Here is a 17,391-nt window from a genome sequence, read left to right as displayed (position 1 = left end):
CCAGGGCCGCCCCGCCGCGCTCGACGGCCTGAAGGAAGCACACCACTTCACGGATGTGGCGAAGCTATCGGGGCTGGACCGGGCGGACCTACGGGGTGAAACCATGAGATTCCGCCCGGCTGGACCCCCCGGTCCGTGCCTTGGCACCAAGCTCCCGTGGGGGATTCACCGCTGGCAGCGTCCGAAGTCCACCACGTAGGTGCCGGCGTTGGACGATGCGGCGCCGGCCTTGTCCGCCGCGCCGGGCAGGGCTGCCGCGCCGATGTCGCGCAGGGACGGCTTGAGGATGGCGGCGCGGTGGCCGGGGCTGTTCATCCACCAGTTGACGGCTGCCTGCGGGGTACCCGATCCGCCCCAGCCGGTGTAGGTGATCTCGCTGAACTCCCACGACACGGGGCTGGGGCAGTATCCGGCCCCCGTGATGCGGCTCTGTGGTGTCGAGCCGGTCTGGGGGTTGCGGTGCGGGTCCGCGCCCGGTCCCCACCACTTCAGCTGGACGGATGCGGCGGCATGCTGCTGGGCCGCGTTCGTCAGGGGCTGGTTGACGGTGAGGGCGGGGAGCCCACGCTGCGTGCGCTGCGCGTTGATCAGGCAGATCACGGCAGCCCTCGCCTGGGCCTCCGTTCCGGCGGTCGGCGCCCGGTTGACGGCGGCCGGGTCACAGGCCGTGGCCGGTGCAGGTGCCGCAGACGGGGCGACGGCCCGCTGTCCGTTGATATTGCCTGCGGCGGTGTACCGGCACACCAGGATCCAACCCGTACTGCCCGCCACGGGCACTCCGTCTTTCACGCCACAGCCGACCGCGGTGGTCGCCGATGCGGGAGACATCCATATCATCTGGGAGTAATGACCCCACGCACGGTAATTGGTGCCCGCGGATGCGCTGCTGTTGATCGGGGCGTTGTTGTCGGCGTCGAATTTGGGCTTCTCCGCCATCCAGCTGAAGCTCACCGATGGGTCCAGCGCCATCAGCGGCCGCGCCGGGCCGGGGAAGGCGTTGAAAAGGTTCTCGCCCTCGTTGCCGTTGGTGTCACGGCTGCTGTGGTGCAGTCCACCTCCCTGGCTGGATGCCGGGTCGTCGGCCCAGGCCTGCGCGTCACAGGCAAGCTTGGGATTCCACGCGACAGAAACCACGGAGGAGCCGGGGCTGTACTTCTGGACGGCCGCCCGGCGCGCGTCGTTGTGGATACGGACGATCTCGGAAGCGTCGGCGGCGGATATCTGCGAGCCCGTTCCGGGCGGGGCGTTGGACGAGGGGCAGGTGGGAGATTTCCCCACGGAAGCAGGGGCCGGAGCGGCGCGCACGTGGGGCGAGGCCGCCGATATCGGGCCCATCATGACAAGGCCGCACACGAGCGCAGCCGCCGTTGCGAAGGACTTTTGTTTCATGGAACACCCCGAAACGGGTACGGGTTTCAATGCAGCCGAAAACGCCGGGGTGCCGTACTCCGCACGCCCGAAACGACCGCATGGGGATGAGGTCGGCGTGGAGGTCTCCGCACGCCGGACGATGAGATCATCGTCACCCATTCGGCGGACATCCACCCGCCCGGCCATCGGCCGATTACTCCACTCGGGTGAATGCGCCGCCTGCGGTTGCACTCAGCGTTCCCGCCTCGACACCCACCACCACAGGGCCCAGCAGCCCGTGCCCAGGAGCAGCGCGTTGTACGTGATGCCGCGCAGGCCCCACCCGTGCCCGATGGGCCAGATCCAGGCCGCCACCGCCATCAGGACGGCGTTCAACAGAACGAAGGAGAAGATCCGGATCGCGGCTGCTCCCCGCCGGGGACGCAGCGCCGTGTTCGCGGCGGCCATCACCAACGCGGCTCCGGAGATGAGCGCTTCACGTCTCATCCCGCCCCAGTTGTGGATGTCGTTCCACGGCAGGACCGTCCCCGCCCAGACCAGAACGAAGCAGCCCATGGCACGCAACAGCAGGCCCGGGAGGGGCTTCGCCCGGGCCGGCACGCGGGCAGTGCCCGGGGCCGGTGTCGGATCCGGTGCCGGTGTCGGATCCGGTGCCGGTGCCGGGCCCGGCGTAGCGGCCGCGACCGCCGCACGCGGGCCCGGCGTAGCGGCCGAGGAGGGCTCCTCCCCGCGGGCCACCGCCTCCAGTGCGGCCAGGGCCTGCCCGGCGGTGGCCCGCCGGTCCGGTTCCTTGGTCAGCAGGGCCGCCAGCACGGGCGCCAGCGGCCCGGCCCCCTCCGGTACGGGCGGCTCCTGCATGACGATGGCCACGCACAGGGCGGAGAACGTGTCCGCGGTGAAGGGAGGGCGGCCCTCCAGCGCGGTGTACAGGGTGGCGCCCAGCGACCACAGGTCGGTGGCGGGCGTCGGCGGCTTGCCTTCCAGCTGCTCGGGAGCCATGTAGGCGGGCGTGCCGATGAGGGTGCCGGTGTGGGTGAGCGTCATGGTGGCGTCCGAGACGTGCGCGATGCCGAAGTCCGTGATGACGACGCGGTCGTCCGTCAACAGGACGTTGTCCGGCTTGAGATCGCGGTGCACGGTGCCGACGGCGTGGGCCTTGGCGAGCGCCTTCAGCATCATCACGCCGATCTCGGCGACCCGCTGGACCGGCAGGCGGCCCTCCCGCGCCACGGCCGCGGCGAGGGAGGTGCCCTTCACGTACTCCATCACGATGGCCGGGGCACCCTCGTGCTCGACCACGTCGTGCACCGTGATGATGCCGGGGTGGTTGAGCCGGGCGGCGGCGCGGGCCTCGCGCATCACGCGCTGCAGCCGGATCGCGCGCTGCTCGTCGGCGACGCCCTGCGGGAGGAGGAGCTGCTTGACCGCGACCTCCCGGCCCAGCGTGCGGTCCACTCCGCGCCACACCCGGCCCATGCCGCCCTGGCCTATGAGTTCGAGGAGTTGGTACCTGTCGCCGATGAGCACCCCGTTCGCGTCTGCCACCCGCCCACCCTAACCACTCCCGATCAAGTGGGCGGTCGGAATCCGGCGCGATCGCTGCCCGTTGCTCAGGCTCGCCCGGTGCGCGCGAGTCTGAAGGCGGCCCACAGGGCGATGACGGCCAGGGACAGGGCCAGGGACGTCTCGATGAGCTGGGTCGGCCAGTGGTGCGAGGCGGGGTGGAACTCCGTGTACCGGGCCGTGATGTTCATGTCGGCGGGGCAGTTGTCCAGGTTCTTGGTCCGCGCGAAGCAGGCGTCGTAGGGGAGGCGTTCACCCGAGCCGGTGAGCAGTCCCGAATCCGTGACCAGCGCGGACCCGGGCGCCCCGAAGGGACGGCCGGGGTACGGGAGGGTGTTGGTCTGCGTGGGCAGGATGGACCACCGCAGGGAGCCGAAGCCCAGCACGGCCAGAGAGGTCAGCAGGCCCGTGACGGCCATCGCGGCGAGGGTGCGCCGCACCAGCTGCCCGACGAGGACGCCGAGGGCCACCCCGAGCAGGCAGTACGCGACGAGGACGGGGCCTGTGGCTTCGTACGTTCCGCGGTCGGCCCAGTGCAGCTGGTGGGTGTTGGGCACGCGGGCCCAGCCGAGTCGGTAGATCCCGACAAGCACGGCCGAGGCGAGTGCGGCGGCCGTCGCCGCCACGAGGACCCTGGCGCCGAGCCATGCCCTCGGTCCGGAGGACTGGGTGAGGGCCAGCCGCCAGGTGCCGCTCTCCAGTTCGCGGGCCGTCAGCGGGCCGGCCGCGAAGGCGCCCACCAGCACGGGCAGGAACAGCAGGCCGGTTCCCGTGTACTGCATGCCGAGCTGCAGCAGGCGCCAGCCTTCGTTGGGCGGGCCGGACTCGGCGGCCGGGCCCGCCCAGGAACGTAGGGCGGCCACGGCGGCGAGGCAGACGGCGGTCAGGGCGGCCAGGGCCCACAGCGTGTGCCGGTGCAGGCGGACCACGGTCCGGAAAGGGCCCTTGAAGGTCAGCAGGCTCATGCTCATGCCTGCACCCCCGCGGCTGCCCGGGAGCTCTCGACGGCGAGGGGTGGGGCGTCGGGGGAACGCAGGTGGGCGAGGACCAGCTCCTCCAGGGAGGTGACCTCCGTCTGCCAGGTCAGGGTGTCGACGGGGCCCTGCGGGCGTACGAGTGCGGTCACCGTCCGGCCCGTCGTCCGGGATTCGACGACGGTGTGCCGGGCGGGGTCGGCGGCGGCCGTGGCGGGGCCGGTGAGCAGCCGGTGCGCGTGGTGCACCTCCTCCAGGGGGCCGGCGAGCCGGATGCGGCCGCGATCGACGAGGAGGAGGTGGTCGCAGGCCTCGCGCAGCTCGCCGATGATGTGCGAGGACATGACCACCGACGTGCCGTTCTCGGCGGCGTCGGCCATCAGGACGCCCATGAGCTGGTGCCTGGCGAGCGGGTCGAGGTCGGCCATCGGCTCGTCCAGGAGGAGCAGGCTCGGCCGCTTGCCGAGGGCCAGGGCGAGGGCGACACGGGTGCGCTGGCCGCCGGAGAGTAAGCGGACCTTTGCGTCCGGGGCGAGTGCCCCGGCCTCGACGATCCGCTCTGCGGTCCGGGCGTCCCAGCGGCCGGGGTTCAGGTCGCGGCCCATCCGGAGGGTCTCGCCGATGGTGAGCTGCGGGTAGAGGGGCTTGTCCTGGGCCACGTACGCCAGCTTCTCGCGCCGGGCCGTCCGCAGGGTGCCCTCCGTGGGTCGTATGAGCCCGGCGGCGAGGAGCAGCAGGGTTGATTTCCCCGCGCCGTTGGGGCCGACCAGGGCGCAGACCCGGCCCTGTGGCACCCGGAAGGAGCAGTCGCGCAGCGCCCAGACCCCCCGGCGGCCATAGCGCAGGCCCAGGCCCGCCGCCTCTATCACGGTATCCGTGTCCGTCATGCCTCGCCGCCCCCCTTGAACTGCTGTTCCAGTACGGAAGTGAAGAGTGCGGCCACGTCGTCCCGGTCCATCCCGGCCTCCCTCGCCCGGCGCGCCCAGTCGGCGAGTTCCCCGCGCAGCGGGGAGTCGGCCGGGGCGTTGCCCAGGGCCTTTCGGATGAAGGTGCCCAGACCCCGGCGCGCCTCGACCAGGCCTTCGCGTTCCAGCTCGCGGTAGGCCTTCAGGACGGTGTTGGGGTTGATGGCCGTGGCCTCCACGACCTCGCGGGCGGCGGGCAGTTTGTCGCCGGGTTGCAGCAGCCCCAGGCGCAGGGCCTGCTTGGTCTGCTGCACGATCTGCACGTACGTGGCGACGCCGCTGTGCCGGTCGATGCGGTATTCCAGCACGACAACCTCACCCTTTCACTAATTGAGTAGTGAAAGGGTGAGGCTAAGGGCGGGTTCATGTCAAGGTCAGCAGCTCATGGCCCAGGTGTGGGAGTCACCGTTGTCGTTGGCTGCGCTGTTGGCGTTGACCTCCTGGCCGGGGGTCAGGCAGATGGTCATGTGACCGCCCTGGTGGGCGCTCGAGTAGACCTTCACGTGGTCCTTGATGCCGGGCCCGGAGATGCCGTGGTTGGCCCAGGAGGAGTCCTCGTCGGCGATCCAGCTCTCCCACCAGCCGTCGTCTCCGGACCAGTTCGCGCGCTGTCCTTTGAAGTCCGCGTGCTCCCAGGCGCAGAACTCTCCGCTGGGGCAGTCCGCCGCACCGGCGGGGCCGGCCGCGGCCAGGCCGCCGGTGAGGACGAGGAACGCCGCCGCAGCGGTGGCGGTGAGCAGCCTGAATTTCGTCATGAGGGGTCGTGACCTTTCCGGTTGGGGGGTGGGGCAGCGGCCAGCAGGGCGGCCGCGCGGTGCAGTGCGCGGTCGCGCAGCTGGTCGTAGGCGGTGATCTCGGCGCGGTGCGCGGCCCGGACCTCGGCGAGCCGGGCGGGCTCCAGGCGGGTGCGCAACTCCTCCAGGCCGCTGGCCCGGATGCAGGGGGCGTCGTGGTCGTCGCACGCTGCCCGGCGGGCGAGGGCCGCCCGGTAGGCGGGATCCTCGCCGAGCCGGGCCTGGGCCTCGGGGCGCAGGTTGTTGACGGTGACCTCGGCGCGGAACCAGCGGGCCTGGTCGCCGTACAGGAAGCGGTGGGCCTCGGCCAGACAGCCGTCGGTATGGGCGCGGACGGTGTAGCCGGTGGCGAGGGTGACGGACAGTTCTGCCGGAGCGGCGCCGAACATCGCCGCCTGCCGCTCCTGGGGGCCGAGCGACGCGGCGCGGGCCGTCATGCACCGGTCCACGTACATCTGCTGAGCGGCCTTGATCAGATCGCTGCGGCCCTGCTCCGACCGGGGAAGCGGAGGCCGGGACTGCGTCGTGCAGCCCCAGAGGCAGAGGCACAACGCAGTCAACACGACGCCTGTCGCCCTGCGGCCGGACGCCCACAGCCGGGCAGTACTGATCCCCACACCGCATCAAACGATCAAGAACCCCCGAAGGCACGCCCCCCATCCGGTATCCGGTGGCCGGGTTTCGGCCATACGCGGCGCACACGCCGGTTGGGGTTGCCGCAACTCTGCTCAGTCGTACAAGAGTTGGGCGACGGGGAGGGGTGGCGGGGGCATGGGCAGCGCGGTACGGGCGGCCGAAGTCCCGCTGGGGACGGCGTCGGCCGCGTGATGCGGGTGCAGGTCCGCCAGGTCGACGCATCGCTGACGCGGGTCGGGCGCGGCGGTGGCGCCGTGACGCGACCGTCGCGCTCCTTCGGGGAGGTGCTGGACCGGCGTCAGTCGATCAGGACGCCCGGGTTGAGGATGTGGGGTCCAGGGCGTTCTTGGCGGCGCGCAGTGCCAGCGCGAAGGGCTCCGGGCGCTGGAGGTCGTAGCCGGGGCGGTGGTCGCGGCCGACGGCATGGTGGTGGGTGACGGTTGCCCGGTGGCGGTGCAGGACGTCGTTCGCGACGGCCTTGATGTCGTCCCAGACCTCCGCCTCGTCGCCGGGCCTGCCGGCCACGGCCACGGTGAAGTAGGGGGCGGCGCCGTCGGGGTAGACGTGCGTCAGGCGGCAGTCGACGGTGGCCGGGTGTCCGGTGGCCTTCAGGGCTGCGGCGCCGACCTCGGTGCGTACGGCGTCGATCAGGCCGGGGATCCTGTCCCAGGTGGCGGCCGTCTCGAAGGTCTCGACGACGGCGCCCATGCGGGCCAGACCGTCGCGCAGGTAGGGCATGCGCAGGAACGCCGAGCGCCAGGCGCTCACGGCTTCGTCGGCCGCGGCGGCTCCGGCGGCCGGGGCGTCGCGGTCCGCTGTCGGTGTCCCGCCGCTGCCGCCGTGGGCGCGGGCCAGGTCCACGGCGTTCGCGAGCCGGCCCTCGACGGGGGCGGTGGCTGATTCGAAGCCCAGGACGAGGACGGCCGAGCCGTCCTGTGAGGCGCCGGCCAGCAGCGCCTCGCCGGGATCGAGCAGGCGGCAGTTGGCCGGGGCGAGGTCGGACTGGGCGATGGCCCGCACCGCCTCCAGGGCCTGGTGGAAGTCGGCGAAGGCCACGGAGGTCGACGCCTTGAAGCGGGGACGTTCCTGCAGGCGCATCCACGCCTCGGTGATGACGCCGAGGGCGCCCTCGGAGCCGAGGAACAGGCGGTCGGGTGACGGTCCGGCGCCGGATGCGGGCAGGCGCCAGGACGTGCTGACCCCGGCGGGCGTGACCACGTTCAGCGACTGCACGAAATCGTCGATGTGGGTGCGGACGGTGGCGTAGTGGCCGCCGGCCCGGGTGGCCAGCCAGCCGCCGAGGGTGGAGAACTCGAAGCTCTGCGGGAAGTGGCGCAGGGTGAGGCCGTGGGGCCGCAGCTGCTCCTCCAGGACGGGGCCGAGCGCGCCGGCCTGGATTCGGGCCGAGCGGCCGGCGGTGTCGATCTCCAGGACCCGGTCCATCGAGGTCAGGTCGAGCGACAGCACGGCGCGGTGGGCGTCGCCCCGGTACTCCACGCCGCCGACCACCGAGGAGCCGCCGCCGAAGGGGATGACGGCCACGCCATGCCCGCCGGCCCAGTCCAGCAGGTCGGACACGTCCTGGTCGGAGGTCGGGCGGGCGACCAGGTCGGGGATCCGGCCGGGCCGGCCGCGCAGGGCCCGGATGACGTCGCGGTAGGCCTTGCCCATGGCGTGGGCGGCGCGCACGTCGGGATCGGCGGTGACCAGGTGCGCCAGTGACGGCGGGGGTGCCGCGCCGGGACGGGACATGGGCAGGTCCGCGACCCGGGGTATCGGCAGCGGGCGGGACAGGGTGCCCCGCAGCAGGGCGCCCAGGGCGGCGCATTCGGCGTCGTCGGGGTGGGCGTCGGCGTAGCCCCAGCCCCACCAGGAGCGGGTACGGGAGGTATGGGAGTTACTGGAGGCACGGAGGGTGCGGGAGGAGCGGGGGTCGGACGGGGTGGCAGACATGCGTGTGCTCCCAGCGGGGTCCGGGGAATTCACCCAACGGGAAATTACCCTAGGGTTATGTTGGGGCCATGACAATCCTTCCCTCCAGGGCCGGCACCAAGGGCGTGCCCAGGGCCGCGCGCGAACGACAGGTCCTGGCCGCCGCCACCGCGGGGTTCGGCCGCCACGGCTACGAGGCCACCACCGTGGCCGCCATCGCCGCCCGCGTGGGGGTCACAAAGGCGTTGCTCCACCACTACTTCGGCAGCAAGCAGGACCTCTACCTCGCCTGCCTGGACCCCGTGGGCGACCGGCTGCTCGACGGCATCCGCGCCGCGATGGCCGAACACGCCTCCGGCGCGCCGCCCACCGCACTGCGCGTGCTCCGCGCCCTGTTCACCGTCCTCGACGGGCAGCGCGAGGCGTGGTTCGTCCTGTACGACGCCACGCTGCCGCCGGACAGCGATGCCGCCCGGCGGGCCGCGTACTACCGCGGCGCCATCGACGAGCTCGCCGCGTCCGGCACCGCCGAGCTCCTGGCCGCGGCCGGATCCGGCGACCCGCTCGACGCCGACGCCCTCGCCCACGCCTGGCGCGGCCTGTGTACCGCCCTGGTCCGCTGGTGGGTCAACCATCCCGACGAGTCACCCGAGGCCATGGCGCAACGCTGCGCACGGCTCTTCACGGCCGGCCGAACCCTCCTCGCCGACGGCTGACGGGCTGCGTTCGTCCGGGGAACCCGCGCGGCGGCGGCCGTACCGCCCCTCGTACGGGTCCCCCGGACGGCGGGCCTCAGATGCCCGGGATCTGACGCGCCGCGAAAGCCGCGCGCACCTTCTGCGCCGCGGTCGCGCCGTACATCCGCTCGGCCGTCGCGATCGTCGTCCGGGCCGCGTCCGCGAAGCTGGTGTCGGGAGCGAAGCCGAACTGCGCGTTCACGATGATCCGGTCGGCGGTACGGGCTCCGAGCGCACCACGGACGTCGAAGAGGGCGCGGGACCAGATCTCCCCGTCCGCGTGCACCTCGCCGACGCGGTCGGCGTAGACCTTGTTGCCGTCGATCCGGCGCAGGCAGTGCGGCGCGGCGCTGTAACCGGTGGAGTCCCAGTCCGCCACGCAGCCCACGTCGGTCTTGCGGGGCCAGCCGTAGCGGCCGTCGGCGTACTCCCCGACCGCGACGGCGAGGTAGTCGCCGAAGGCCTCGCCGATCGCCCCTGCCTCGGGTGAGGCGCCGACCCCGGGGACCTGTGCCTCGTGCACGGCGTGGCCGTACTCGTGGACGATCACCTCCGCGTCCTCTGCGTCGTCGACACCGCCCTTGCCGAAGCGGATCTCGTCCTTCTTGTCGGTGAAGAAGGAATTGTCAGCGCCCCATTGGTTGATGCGCACGGGCTGCACCCGGTCGTTGGCACCCCGCAGCTCGGTGCCGAAGCCGAGGGACTGGAGGTACTCCTGCGCCTCGTTGACCCAGAAGTAGGCCATGACCTGCTCGAACTGGTCGTCGTGGCGGGTGTACCCGGCCGCCTCGCCGACCTTGGCCGACGCGCCGGTGTCCGAACGGACGGAGGCCCAACGGCCGCTGAGCCCGCCGCTGCCGTCCAGGTTGCGCAGGGCGGCCAGGGTGTACGCGGAGGCGGGGACGGCGGAGTCGGCGTCCTTGCCGTCGGTGAGTCCCTGGTCTCCCGTGGCCTGCACGGGGTTGACCATGAACACCCGGCCTTGGGGCAGCGCGGCGCCGGCCGTCGCGGCCGAGGACTGTGCCGTTGCCGGACCGGCGAGCGAGAAGAGCGCCACGGTGGCGGTGGCCGCGGCGATCATGCCGCGGGGTGTGCGGCGAGTCATAGACATCCTCCTGTGGTGGTGCAGGCATGGTGCGGGCGTGATCCTCGCCCAAGCCCTCCCACTTTGAACAGCCCCTGACAAAAATCGGCGGGCAGTGTGAGCACAGCTGCCCTCGCATGCGGCTTCTGTACTGCCCCCACCTGGGCAATGACGGCCCCGCCAGCGGCTGCGCCGACCGCCGTGCGGGGGCTTCACGGCACGGCTTACGTGCCGTCGGAGGCGGCTCCGCGCCGGGTGTCCGCGTGGTGGGCACTACGGCGGCCCCTTCGGGTCACACCAGTACCCCGGCGAAGAACATCGCTCCCAGACGGGCGTACTGCGCCGTGCAGAGCGCCAGCAGTACCACCTGCATCCATCGGGGCACGCGCCTGACCAGGACGAGACCGACGAACATCTGCGCATGGTTGCGGTACCACGACATCTCCGCCCCGGCGAAGAACGGCAGCAGGAAGACCGACGCGGTCAGGATCAGGGCGGCCCAATCCTCCACCGGGAGGCGGTGGCGGCGGATGAGTCGAACTGCGGCCGTCGCCGACACCAGCAGCACGAAGGTGACGTTCAGCCAGAGCTCCGCCCTGTGCGCGGCGAGGCTGTGTTCCACCAGCCACGGCAGGTTCCCCCGGGGCCTGTACCAGTCGCTGAACGGGAAGTGGTAGGCCTTCCCCATCTCGTCGAAGGGCTGGCGTACGTCGCCTTGGCCGTAGCTGACCCGCTGGATGGTCTCGTACGCGTCCCAGCGGCCGGTCGCCTGCCACATCAGCCATGTGGACCAGAGCACGCCGCAGACCGTGAGCGCTGCCGAGAGCGCGGCCTTCGCGCACCGCACGGGCCAGGAGTCCCTGCGCCACGCGAATATCGCGCTCGACAGCAGCATGACGGCGGCGACGGCGCCGACAGGATGGCAGGCGGCCGCCACGAAACCGCCGGCCCCGGCAAGGGCCCAGGAACCGCGCTTCACTCCGGCCGTGCAGACCAGCAGCGCCAGCGTGCCGGTGGCGACCGGGAACACCGCATGGAAGTAGATGCCGCCAGGGAACACCGTGCCGATGGCCAGGGTCAGGCCGGTGGCCCAGGTGAGCCGGGCGCCGAGCAGCCACCACAGCACCGCGAACATGCCGAACAGGGAGGCTTCGGCGACCACGACCGCCGATGACTCATAGGAGAGTCCGGTGGCCGAAGCCGCCCGGACCGTCATCGGGTATCCGGGGAACCATGCGACGTTGCCGCAGACGACGTCGGGGAAGTTCGCGTAGCGTTCCCGGCACCGGAACATCTCGTAGCCGGTCCTGGCGATCGACAGGTAGTGCTCGGCATCCCAGCGGCGGCGGCTTCCCGTGGACCAGTAGGCCACTGCGGATCCGTGCGCGACCAGCCAGGTGACCAGGTTCGCGATCAGCCATGCGGCAACCGGAGGCAGCAGAGCATGGCGCCCGGCGCGGCGTGCCCTCGGGGCTGGGTCCGGGTCCGGGTCGGGGGCCGGGTCCGCCAGTACAGAGTCAGGCATCCGGCACCCTGCCCATCGCCCGCTGGTCACCAGCCGTGCTCGCCGACCACCGGTACGGTGCCGTGCTTCCCGGTCAGTGTGGCGAACCCCGCGCGGAACTGCACCTCCGATGCGCCCGAGCGGCCCGGCCCCGGTACCGGCCCGGCCCGGCCCGGCCGTCAGGTCTCGCGGAGCGGGGCGTACGCTTCCGCAGCCAGGCCGAACGTCCAGGCGACACCCTGCCGCGGGGTCAGGGTGTCCGGCGGCACGCGCAGCCAGTACGTCCGGTACGTGCCGTCGGGCTCCGGCGTGGAATTGACGACCTCCACCATGACGACGTCCTCGTCGTCCGGCAGCGGTATGCGCCACAGCACGCCCGCCTCGTCCCGGTGCATCGGTTCGGCGCCCGACTCCTCCAGGTACCGTTCGTAGCCGTAGTGCTCCAGCATCACCCGGCGCAGCTCCGCGTTCTCCTCGCCGTGGATGCGCTCCGGCGTCAGCGCGTCCAGCTCCGCGAGGAACTCCGCCGGCACGGGCATCCCGCGCCAGGCGTGCAGCGCGAAGCCGTCCGGGAAGGCCAGGGCCGGGCCGTCGGCGCGGTCCAGGCGGCCCGCCTCGTCCCGGTGCAGCTCCACCGGCCGTTCGCACACCACGGCCAGCCGCTCGTACGGCCACCACCAGCCGGCCGACCGCGCCACCGCGGCGAGCCCGGCGAGCGGCGAGTGCGCCCCGGTGTCGAAGGCGCACAGCCAGGCGGCATCGTGCTGGCCGAGCACCGCATCGAGGAGGAGCAGCCGTACCCCGGTCTCCTGCGAGCGGTCCTCCGCCAACTCCTCGACCAGCCCCGCGCGGATCCGGTCCGCCAGCCGCTCGGTGTTCTCCCACAGGCGGCCACCGGTCACGGCCCAGTGCCGGCCCCAGCCCCGCGGGCCCAGCTCCCCGTGCAGCCGCTCGCGCTCTGCCGCCCAGGGCAGACTGCGGACCTGGTCCCGGACGCTGCGCCCCCTGGCCTGCGTCCCCCACGTGCCGTCGGGGTCCCCCAGCAGGTTGACCGCGGCCCGCGGCGAGTCCACCCAGACGATCCGCTCGGGCTCCGGTAGGCCGGCAGCCCGGTAGGCCAGGCACACCCCGGCCTCGGCGGCTGTCCGGTCCGCGGCCCCGGTGGCCACGGCGGCCGCCCGCCACGCGTCGGCCTCGTCCCCCACGGCCACCGCTTCCCCTTCTGCCCCTGCTCCCGCGCTCTTCGTCATCACGGTCCTCACGCCCCTCCCGTCCTTCATGTCCCCCACGCGCCCCACGCCCCGCCCCTCAGTCCGCCACCATCCGTACGGCGCCCGGGACGTACTCCCGCTGGCGCACCACCCGGTACCAGCCCTTCGGCAGCGGGATCGCGGCGTGCTCCTCGTGCACCACCCGCCCGCCGTCGGGCAGGTGCAGCAGCTGCGGCCCGAAGGAACCCGCCTCCCGCACCAGCCGGCCCGGGCCCAGCACCGCGTGCGCGTGCCCCGTGACCTCGCCGCGGGCCAGCACCATCCGGCCGCGCCCGTCACGCGGCTCCTCCGGCGCGTCGGCCGCGTGCGGCGGCACCGCCGATTCCGCGATCGGCACGATGAGCACGTCCCCCTGCCGGTACATGACTGTCCCCTTCCCCACACGCCGCCCGGTGCGCCGCGTCGTCTCCGAAGCTACGGGGAGGGTCTGACAACGGCCGTCGACCGCCCCGCCAGGGGTGTTGTCAGAGCCGCTTGCTACAACTTGCAGCACATCGGCGCGGCACACGCGACGGCGCGACAGACGAGGAACGGCGGGGAACCATGGGCTACGCGAGGCATCTGACGGAGTCGTACGGACTTCCCGTCTTCACCTTCCCCGGCCCGGACGACGAGAGCCCGGCCCCGCTGCCCGAGGCCGGGGCCGTCGCCTGGCGCATCGTCTCCGACACCTACGACGCCGAGGAGTCCTGGACCGAGGCCTTCGCCCGCTTCACCGCCGCCGTCGACACCAGCCGCGTCCGCGCGATCGTCGTCGGCGCCTGGGAGGACGCGTACGACAGCGGGCCCGAGGACATCATCGAAGCGCTCGTCGGCGCCCGCGCCGGGCTGCCCGCCCTGCGGGCCCTGTTCCTCGGGGACATGGAGTCCGAGGAGTGCGAGATTTCCTGGATCAACCAGGGCGACGTCGGCCCGCTCCTCGACGCCTTCCCGGAGCTCGAGGAGTTCGGGGTCCGCGGCGGCACCGGTCTCGTCGTCCCTCCCTTCACCCATCGCCGGCTGCGCTCGCTCACCGTCGAAACCGGCGGGCTCCCCGCCAGGGTGGTGCGCAACATCGCCGCCAGCGACCTGCCCGCCCTGGAGCACCTCGACCTCTGGCTCGGTACGGACGGGTACGGCGGCGACAGCGAGCTCTCCGACGTGGAGCCCTTCATGGCCGGGGACCGGCTGCCGGGCCTGCGCCATCTAGCCCTGCGCAACAGCGAGTTCCAGGACGAGATCGCCACCGCCATGGCGTCCGCGCCCGTGGTCGCCCGGCTGGAGACCCTCGACCTGTCCATGGGCGTCCTCACCGACCAGGGAGGTGCCGCGCTGCTCGGCGGCCAGCCCCTCACCCACCTCAAGAAGCTCGACCTGCACCACAACTACCTCAGCGACCCGCTGAAGCAGCGCTTCCGGGACACCCTGGAGGGCGCCGGCGTCACCCTCGACCTCGACGGCGGCCACGCCTACGAGGACGAGTGGGACGGCCGGGTCCACCGCTTCATCGCGGTCGGCGAGTAGCGAGCCGTCCCCATGACGCAGCACTCGCCCCCGCGCTGGGCGGTCGTCGGCAATCCGGAGAACCGGCGCGTCGCCCTGTTCACCGCGGCCGTACGCGAGGCCGGACAGCCCGCGCCCCGCGTCGTGCCCTGGACCTCCGTCCTGCGCGAGGGCGGTGCGGCCTTCGCCGCCGACGAGCTGGTACGCCTGGACTCGCCGGGCGAGAACCCCGAAGTCGACCGCATGCTGCGCGGCGTCCTCGACCCCACCCGGGTCGAGGGCGGCGCCCGCTGGTACGCCCGCTTCACCGCGGCCGTACGGAGCCTCAGCGGCGGGCTGCACCTCGACGACCCCGACGAGCTGGCCGTCCTGTTCGACAAGAGGCACTGCCACCGCGCCCTCGACCGCGCCGGGGTGCCCGTACCGTCGTCCCCGACGTCCGGCGGGGCCGCGCCGGTGCACGGCTGGGCCGACGTACGGGAGCTGATGGCGGCGCACGTCATGCCCCGCGCGTTCGTCAAGCCCGCCCACGGCTCCTCCGCGTCCGGCGTCGTCGCCGTCGAGACGGCCGGCGGGGGCCGGATCCGGGCGACCACCTCCGTCGAGCGTGCCGAGGACGGCAGCCTGCACAACTCCCTGCGGGTGCGGCGCATCACGAGCGAGCGGGAGGTCGCCGCCCTCGTGGACGCCCTGGCCGCCGACGGGCTGCACGTCGAACGCTGGTGGCCCAAGGCCTCCCTCGGCGGGCGGGCGGCCGACCTGCGGGTGGTCGTGGTGGCCGGCCGGGCCACCCACGCCGTCGTACGCACCAGCCGCTCCCCCATGACCAACCTGCACCTCGGCGGCAGCCGCGGCGACCTCGCGGCCGTCGCCGAGGCCGCGGGCCCGAAATGGGCCGACGCACTGGAGACCTGCGAGCGGGCCGCGGCCTGCTTCCCCGGCACCCTGTGCGTCGGTGTCGACCTGCTGCCGGCCGTCGGCTGGCGGCGGTTCGCCGTCGCCGAGGTCAACGCCTTCGGCGACCTCCTGCCGGGCCTCACCGGCCTGCCCGGCAGCGGGGCCGAGGGCCTGGACACGTACGCGGCCCAAGTCGCCGCCGCACCGCACCACATCGCAAGGAACCACCACCGTGCACCTGCCTGAGAACCTCCCGCCGTCCCCCGGGGCCCTGCCCGAGCGGGCGCTCCCCGACATGAACGAGGTCGTCGGCCGCGACGACCTGCTCCTGCTCACCCTGGACACCCTCCGCCACGACGTCGCCGTCGGGCTGGCCGCCGCGGGGCGCATCCCGAACCTGGCCCGCCACCTGCCCGGCGGCGCATGGGAGCGGCGGCACGCCCCCGGGAGCTTCACCTACGCCTCCCACCAGGCGATGTTCGCCGGATTCCTGCCGACCCCCGCCACGCCCGGACCGCATCCGCGGCTGTTCGCCGCGCGCTTCGCCGGCAGCGAGTCCACCGCGGGCCGCACGTACGTGTTCGACACCCCGGACCTGGTCTCCGGGCTCGCCGCGGCCGGATACCGCACGGTCTGCATCGGCGGCGTCGGCTTCTTCAACAAGCAGGGTGCGCTGGGCGGCGTACTGCCCGGGATGTTCCAGGAGAGCCACTGGGAGCCCGCGTTCGGCGTGGCCTCCCCCACCTCCTTCGAGGCCCAGGTCGAGCGCGCCGAGCAGGTCGTCGCCGGGCTGCCGGCCGACCGGCGGCTGTTCCTGTTCCTGAACGCCTCGGCGCTGCACCAGCCCAACTGGTTCCACCTGCCGGGTGCCACCCGCGAGGCCGGGGACACCCGCGCCAGCCACGCCGCCGCCCTGGAGTACATCGACCGGCACATCGGCCGGCTCTTCGCCGCGATGAGCTCGCGCCGCCGCTGCTTCGCCATCGTCTGCTCCGACCACGGCACGACCTACGGCGACGACGGCTACACCGGCCACCGCCTCGCCCACGAGGCCGTGTGGACCGTGCCGTACGCCCACTTCTTCCTGGAGCCGTCCGCATGACCGCCCCCGCCGCCCCCGTGTCCGTGACCGCCCCCGCCGTGCGTCCGTACCAGAGCTACGTCTACGCCTACCCCCACAAGACCGCCTACCGGCCTCTGCCCGACCGGCCGGCCCTGCGCGACCTGTGGCGCGGGGAGACCAAGGACGCCCTCTCGCTCTACCTGCACATACCCTTCTGCGAGGTCCGCTGCGGCTTCTGCAACCTGTTCACCCGCATCGGCGCCCCCGAAGGCCTCACCGGCCGCTACCTCGACGCGCTCGACCGCCAGGCCGCCGCCGTCCGCGAGGCGCTCGGCGACGACGGCCCGGTCCGGTTCGCCAACGCGGCCTTCGGCGGCGGCACGCCGACGTTCCTCACCGCGCAGGAGCTCACCCGCCTGTGTGACATCGCCGAGCGGCGCATGGGGGCCGACCTGCGGGCCGTCCCGCTCTCCGTCGAGGCCTCCCCCGCCACCGCGACCGCCGACCGGCTGGCCGTCCTCGCCGAGCGCGGCGCCACCCGCCTGAGCCTCGGCGTCCAGAGCTTCGTCGACGAGGAGGCACGGGCCGCCGTGCGCCCGCAGCGCCGCGCCGACGTCGAGGCCGCGCTCGGCCGGATCCGCGAGGCCCGCATCCCGGTCCTCAACATCGACCTCATCTACGGCATCGACGGGCAGACCCCCGCCACCTGGCTCACCTCCCTGGACGCCGCGCTCGCCTGGACGCCCGAGGAGCTGTACCTGTACCCCCTCTACGTACGGCCGCTGACCGGCCTCGCCCGGCGCACCGCGCACACCGACCGGGAGTGGGACGAGCAGCGCCTGGCCCTGTACCGGCAGGGCCGCGACCACCTCCTCGCGCACGGCTACGAGCAGGTGTCGATGCGCATGTTCCGCCGCCCCGGCGGCGCCGCACCCCAGGGCCCCGACGACCACGCCTGCCAGACCGACGGCATGATCGGGCTGGGCTGCGGCGCCCGCTCCTACACCTCCGCCGTCCACTACTCCTTCGACTACGCCGTCGATATGGGCGAGATCCGGGCGATCATCGACGACTACACGGGGACGGCCGACTTCGGGCGCGCCGTGCACGGCCGGTAC

Annotated in this window: 16 protein-coding genes and 1 pseudogene; 5 read left to right on the top strand and 12 right to left on the bottom strand. The window is 73.0% G+C overall.

Annotated features, from left to right (window positions below):
* Positions 1-165: 165 nt before the first annotated feature.
* The 8 genes and pseudogenes from AB0F11_RS31920 to AB0F11_RS31885 form a co-directional block, all read right to left on the bottom strand.
* On the bottom strand, positions 166-1,557 hold the full coding sequence (locus tag AB0F11_RS31920; protein WP_362181270.1) for a CAP domain-containing protein: 1,392 nt from the start codon (positions 1,555-1,557) through the stop codon (positions 166-168).
* Between the two features lie 45 nt (positions 1,558-1,602).
* Entirely contained in the window at positions 1,603-2,916 is a 1,314-nt protein-coding gene (locus tag AB0F11_RS31915) for a serine/threonine-protein kinase (RefSeq protein ID WP_362181267.1), read from the bottom strand.
* Positions 2,917-2,981: 65 nt separating this feature from the next.
* Positions 2,982-3,905 carry an ABC transporter permease gene (locus tag AB0F11_RS31910; protein WP_362181264.1) on the bottom strand — a complete coding sequence of 308 codons (924 nt, stop codon included), beginning with the start codon at positions 3,903-3,905 and terminating at the stop codon, positions 2,982-2,984.
* Positions 3,902-4,795, bottom strand: coding sequence for an ABC transporter ATP-binding protein (locus AB0F11_RS31905; RefSeq protein ID WP_362181262.1), 894 nt, complete (start codon positions 4,793-4,795; stop codon positions 3,902-3,904). Before AB0F11_RS31905 ends, AB0F11_RS31910 begins: the two co-directional genes overlap by 4 nt.
* Positions 4,792-5,181, bottom strand: coding sequence for a GntR family transcriptional regulator (locus AB0F11_RS31900; RefSeq protein WP_362181259.1), 390 nt, complete (start codon positions 5,179-5,181; stop codon positions 4,792-4,794). The genes AB0F11_RS31905 and AB0F11_RS31900 overlap by 4 nt, the downstream gene beginning before the upstream one ends.
* Positions 5,182-5,247: 66 nt before the next feature.
* Positions 5,248-5,628, bottom strand: coding sequence for a peptidase inhibitor family I36 protein (locus AB0F11_RS31895; protein WP_362181256.1), 381 nt, complete (start codon positions 5,626-5,628; stop codon positions 5,248-5,250).
* Positions 5,625-6,104: a hypothetical protein gene (locus AB0F11_RS31890; protein ID WP_362181253.1), complete on the bottom strand. Its 480-nt coding sequence runs from the start codon at positions 6,102-6,104 to the stop codon at positions 5,625-5,627. Before AB0F11_RS31890 ends, AB0F11_RS31895 begins: the two co-directional genes overlap by 4 nt.
* 497 nt (positions 6,105-6,601) lie before the next feature.
* A pseudogene (locus AB0F11_RS31885) lies at positions 6,602-8,190 on the bottom strand (FAD-binding oxidoreductase); the annotation flags it as partial.
* Between the two features lie 134 nt (positions 8,191-8,324).
* On the opposite strand from AB0F11_RS31885, the gene AB0F11_RS31880 reads away from it, so the two are divergent.
* Positions 8,325-8,951: a TetR/AcrR family transcriptional regulator gene (locus AB0F11_RS31880; protein WP_362181250.1), complete on the top strand. Its 627-nt coding sequence runs from the start codon at positions 8,325-8,327 to the stop codon at positions 8,949-8,951.
* Between the two features lie 76 nt (positions 8,952-9,027).
* Here AB0F11_RS31880 and AB0F11_RS31875 read toward each other — a convergent pair whose 3' ends face one another.
* The 4 genes from AB0F11_RS31875 to AB0F11_RS31860 form a co-directional block, all read right to left on the bottom strand.
* Positions 9,028-10,077: a M4 family metallopeptidase gene (locus AB0F11_RS31875; RefSeq protein WP_362181247.1), complete on the bottom strand. Its 1,050-nt coding sequence runs from the start codon at positions 10,075-10,077 to the stop codon at positions 9,028-9,030.
* A 271-nt stretch (positions 10,078-10,348) separates the two neighbouring features.
* Positions 10,349-11,581, bottom strand: a complete 1,233-nt coding sequence (locus AB0F11_RS31870; RefSeq protein ID WP_362181244.1) for a hypothetical protein — start codon at positions 11,579-11,581, stop codon at positions 10,349-10,351.
* Between the two features lie 158 nt (positions 11,582-11,739).
* Entirely contained in the window at positions 11,740-12,810 is a 1,071-nt protein-coding gene (locus AB0F11_RS31865) for a DUF6745 domain-containing protein (protein ID WP_362181241.1), read from the bottom strand.
* Between the two features lie 58 nt (positions 12,811-12,868).
* Positions 12,869-13,195 carry a hypothetical protein gene (locus AB0F11_RS31860; RefSeq protein WP_362181238.1) on the bottom strand — a complete coding sequence of 109 codons (327 nt, stop codon included), beginning with the start codon at positions 13,193-13,195 and terminating at the stop codon, positions 12,869-12,871.
* 179 nt (positions 13,196-13,374) lie between these two features.
* Between AB0F11_RS31860 and AB0F11_RS31855 the strand changes: the two genes are divergently transcribed.
* From AB0F11_RS31855 to AB0F11_RS31840, 4 genes are all read left to right on the top strand, one after another.
* Complete coding sequence (locus AB0F11_RS31855; protein ID WP_362181235.1) at positions 13,375-14,334, top strand: STM4015 family protein; 960 nt, start codon at positions 13,375-13,377, stop codon at positions 14,332-14,334.
* Positions 14,335-14,346: 12 nt separating this feature from the next.
* Positions 14,347-15,456 (top strand): STM4014 family protein, encoded by a 1,110-nt coding sequence (locus AB0F11_RS31850; RefSeq protein ID WP_362181232.1) that lies wholly within the window; start codon positions 14,347-14,349, stop codon positions 15,454-15,456.
* Positions 15,457-15,505: 49 nt separating this feature from the next.
* Positions 15,506-16,312 carry an STM4013/SEN3800 family hydrolase gene (locus AB0F11_RS31845; protein ID WP_362181302.1) on the top strand — a complete coding sequence of 269 codons (807 nt, stop codon included), beginning with the start codon at positions 15,506-15,508 and terminating at the stop codon, positions 16,310-16,312.
* The coding region (locus AB0F11_RS31840; protein ID WP_362181229.1) for an STM4012 family radical SAM protein at positions 16,309-17,391 on the top strand (1,083 nt) is incomplete at its 3' end. The genes AB0F11_RS31845 and AB0F11_RS31840, both read left to right, overlap by 4 nt.

It is taken from the genome of Streptomyces sp. NPDC032472, from assembly GCF_040636955.1.
In the GTDB taxonomy this organism is placed as follows: domain Bacteria; phylum Actinomycetota; class Actinomycetes; order Streptomycetales; family Streptomycetaceae; genus Streptomyces.
This window is presented reverse-complemented; position numbering and strand designations above follow the sequence as displayed.

Excerpts from the sequence above, each read along its gene's own strand:
- AB0F11_RS31920 (WP_362181270.1), bottom strand. The coding sequence starts at position 1,557 with ATGGCCGGGCGGGTGGATGTCCGCCGAATGGGTGACGATGATCTCATC.
- AB0F11_RS31910 (WP_362181264.1), bottom strand. The coding sequence starts at position 3,905 with ATGAGCATGAGCCTGCTGACCTTCAAGGGCCCTTTCCGGACCGTGGTC.
- AB0F11_RS31905 (WP_362181262.1), bottom strand. The coding sequence starts at position 4,795 with ATGACGGACACGGATACCGTGATAGAGGCGGCGGGCCTGGGCCTGCGC.
- AB0F11_RS31895 (WP_362181256.1), bottom strand. The coding sequence starts at position 5,628 with ATGACGAAATTCAGGCTGCTCACCGCCACCGCTGCGGCGGCGTTCCTC.
- AB0F11_RS31890 (WP_362181253.1), bottom strand. The coding sequence starts at position 6,104 with ATGACGGCCCGCGCCGCGTCGCTCGGCCCCCAGGAGCGGCAGGCGGCG.
- AB0F11_RS31880 (WP_362181250.1), top strand. The coding sequence starts at position 8,325 with ATGACAATCCTTCCCTCCAGGGCCGGCACCAAGGGCGTGCCCAGGGCC.
- AB0F11_RS31875 (WP_362181247.1), bottom strand. The coding sequence starts at position 10,077 with ATGACTCGCCGCACACCCCGCGGCATGATCGCCGCGGCCACCGCCACC.
- AB0F11_RS31870 (WP_362181244.1), bottom strand. The coding sequence starts at position 11,581 with ATGCCTGACTCTGTACTGGCGGACCCGGCCCCCGACCCGGACCCGGAC.
- AB0F11_RS31865 (WP_362181241.1), bottom strand. The coding sequence starts at position 12,810 with ATGACGAAGAGCGCGGGAGCAGGGGCAGAAGGGGAAGCGGTGGCCGTG.
- AB0F11_RS31860 (WP_362181238.1), bottom strand. The coding sequence starts at position 13,195 with ATGTACCGGCAGGGGGACGTGCTCATCGTGCCGATCGCGGAATCGGCG.
- AB0F11_RS31855 (WP_362181235.1), top strand. The coding sequence starts at position 13,375 with ATGGGCTACGCGAGGCATCTGACGGAGTCGTACGGACTTCCCGTCTTC.
- AB0F11_RS31850 (WP_362181232.1), top strand. The coding sequence starts at position 14,347 with ATGACGCAGCACTCGCCCCCGCGCTGGGCGGTCGTCGGCAATCCGGAG.
- AB0F11_RS31845 (WP_362181302.1), top strand. The coding sequence starts at position 15,506 with ATGAACGAGGTCGTCGGCCGCGACGACCTGCTCCTGCTCACCCTGGAC.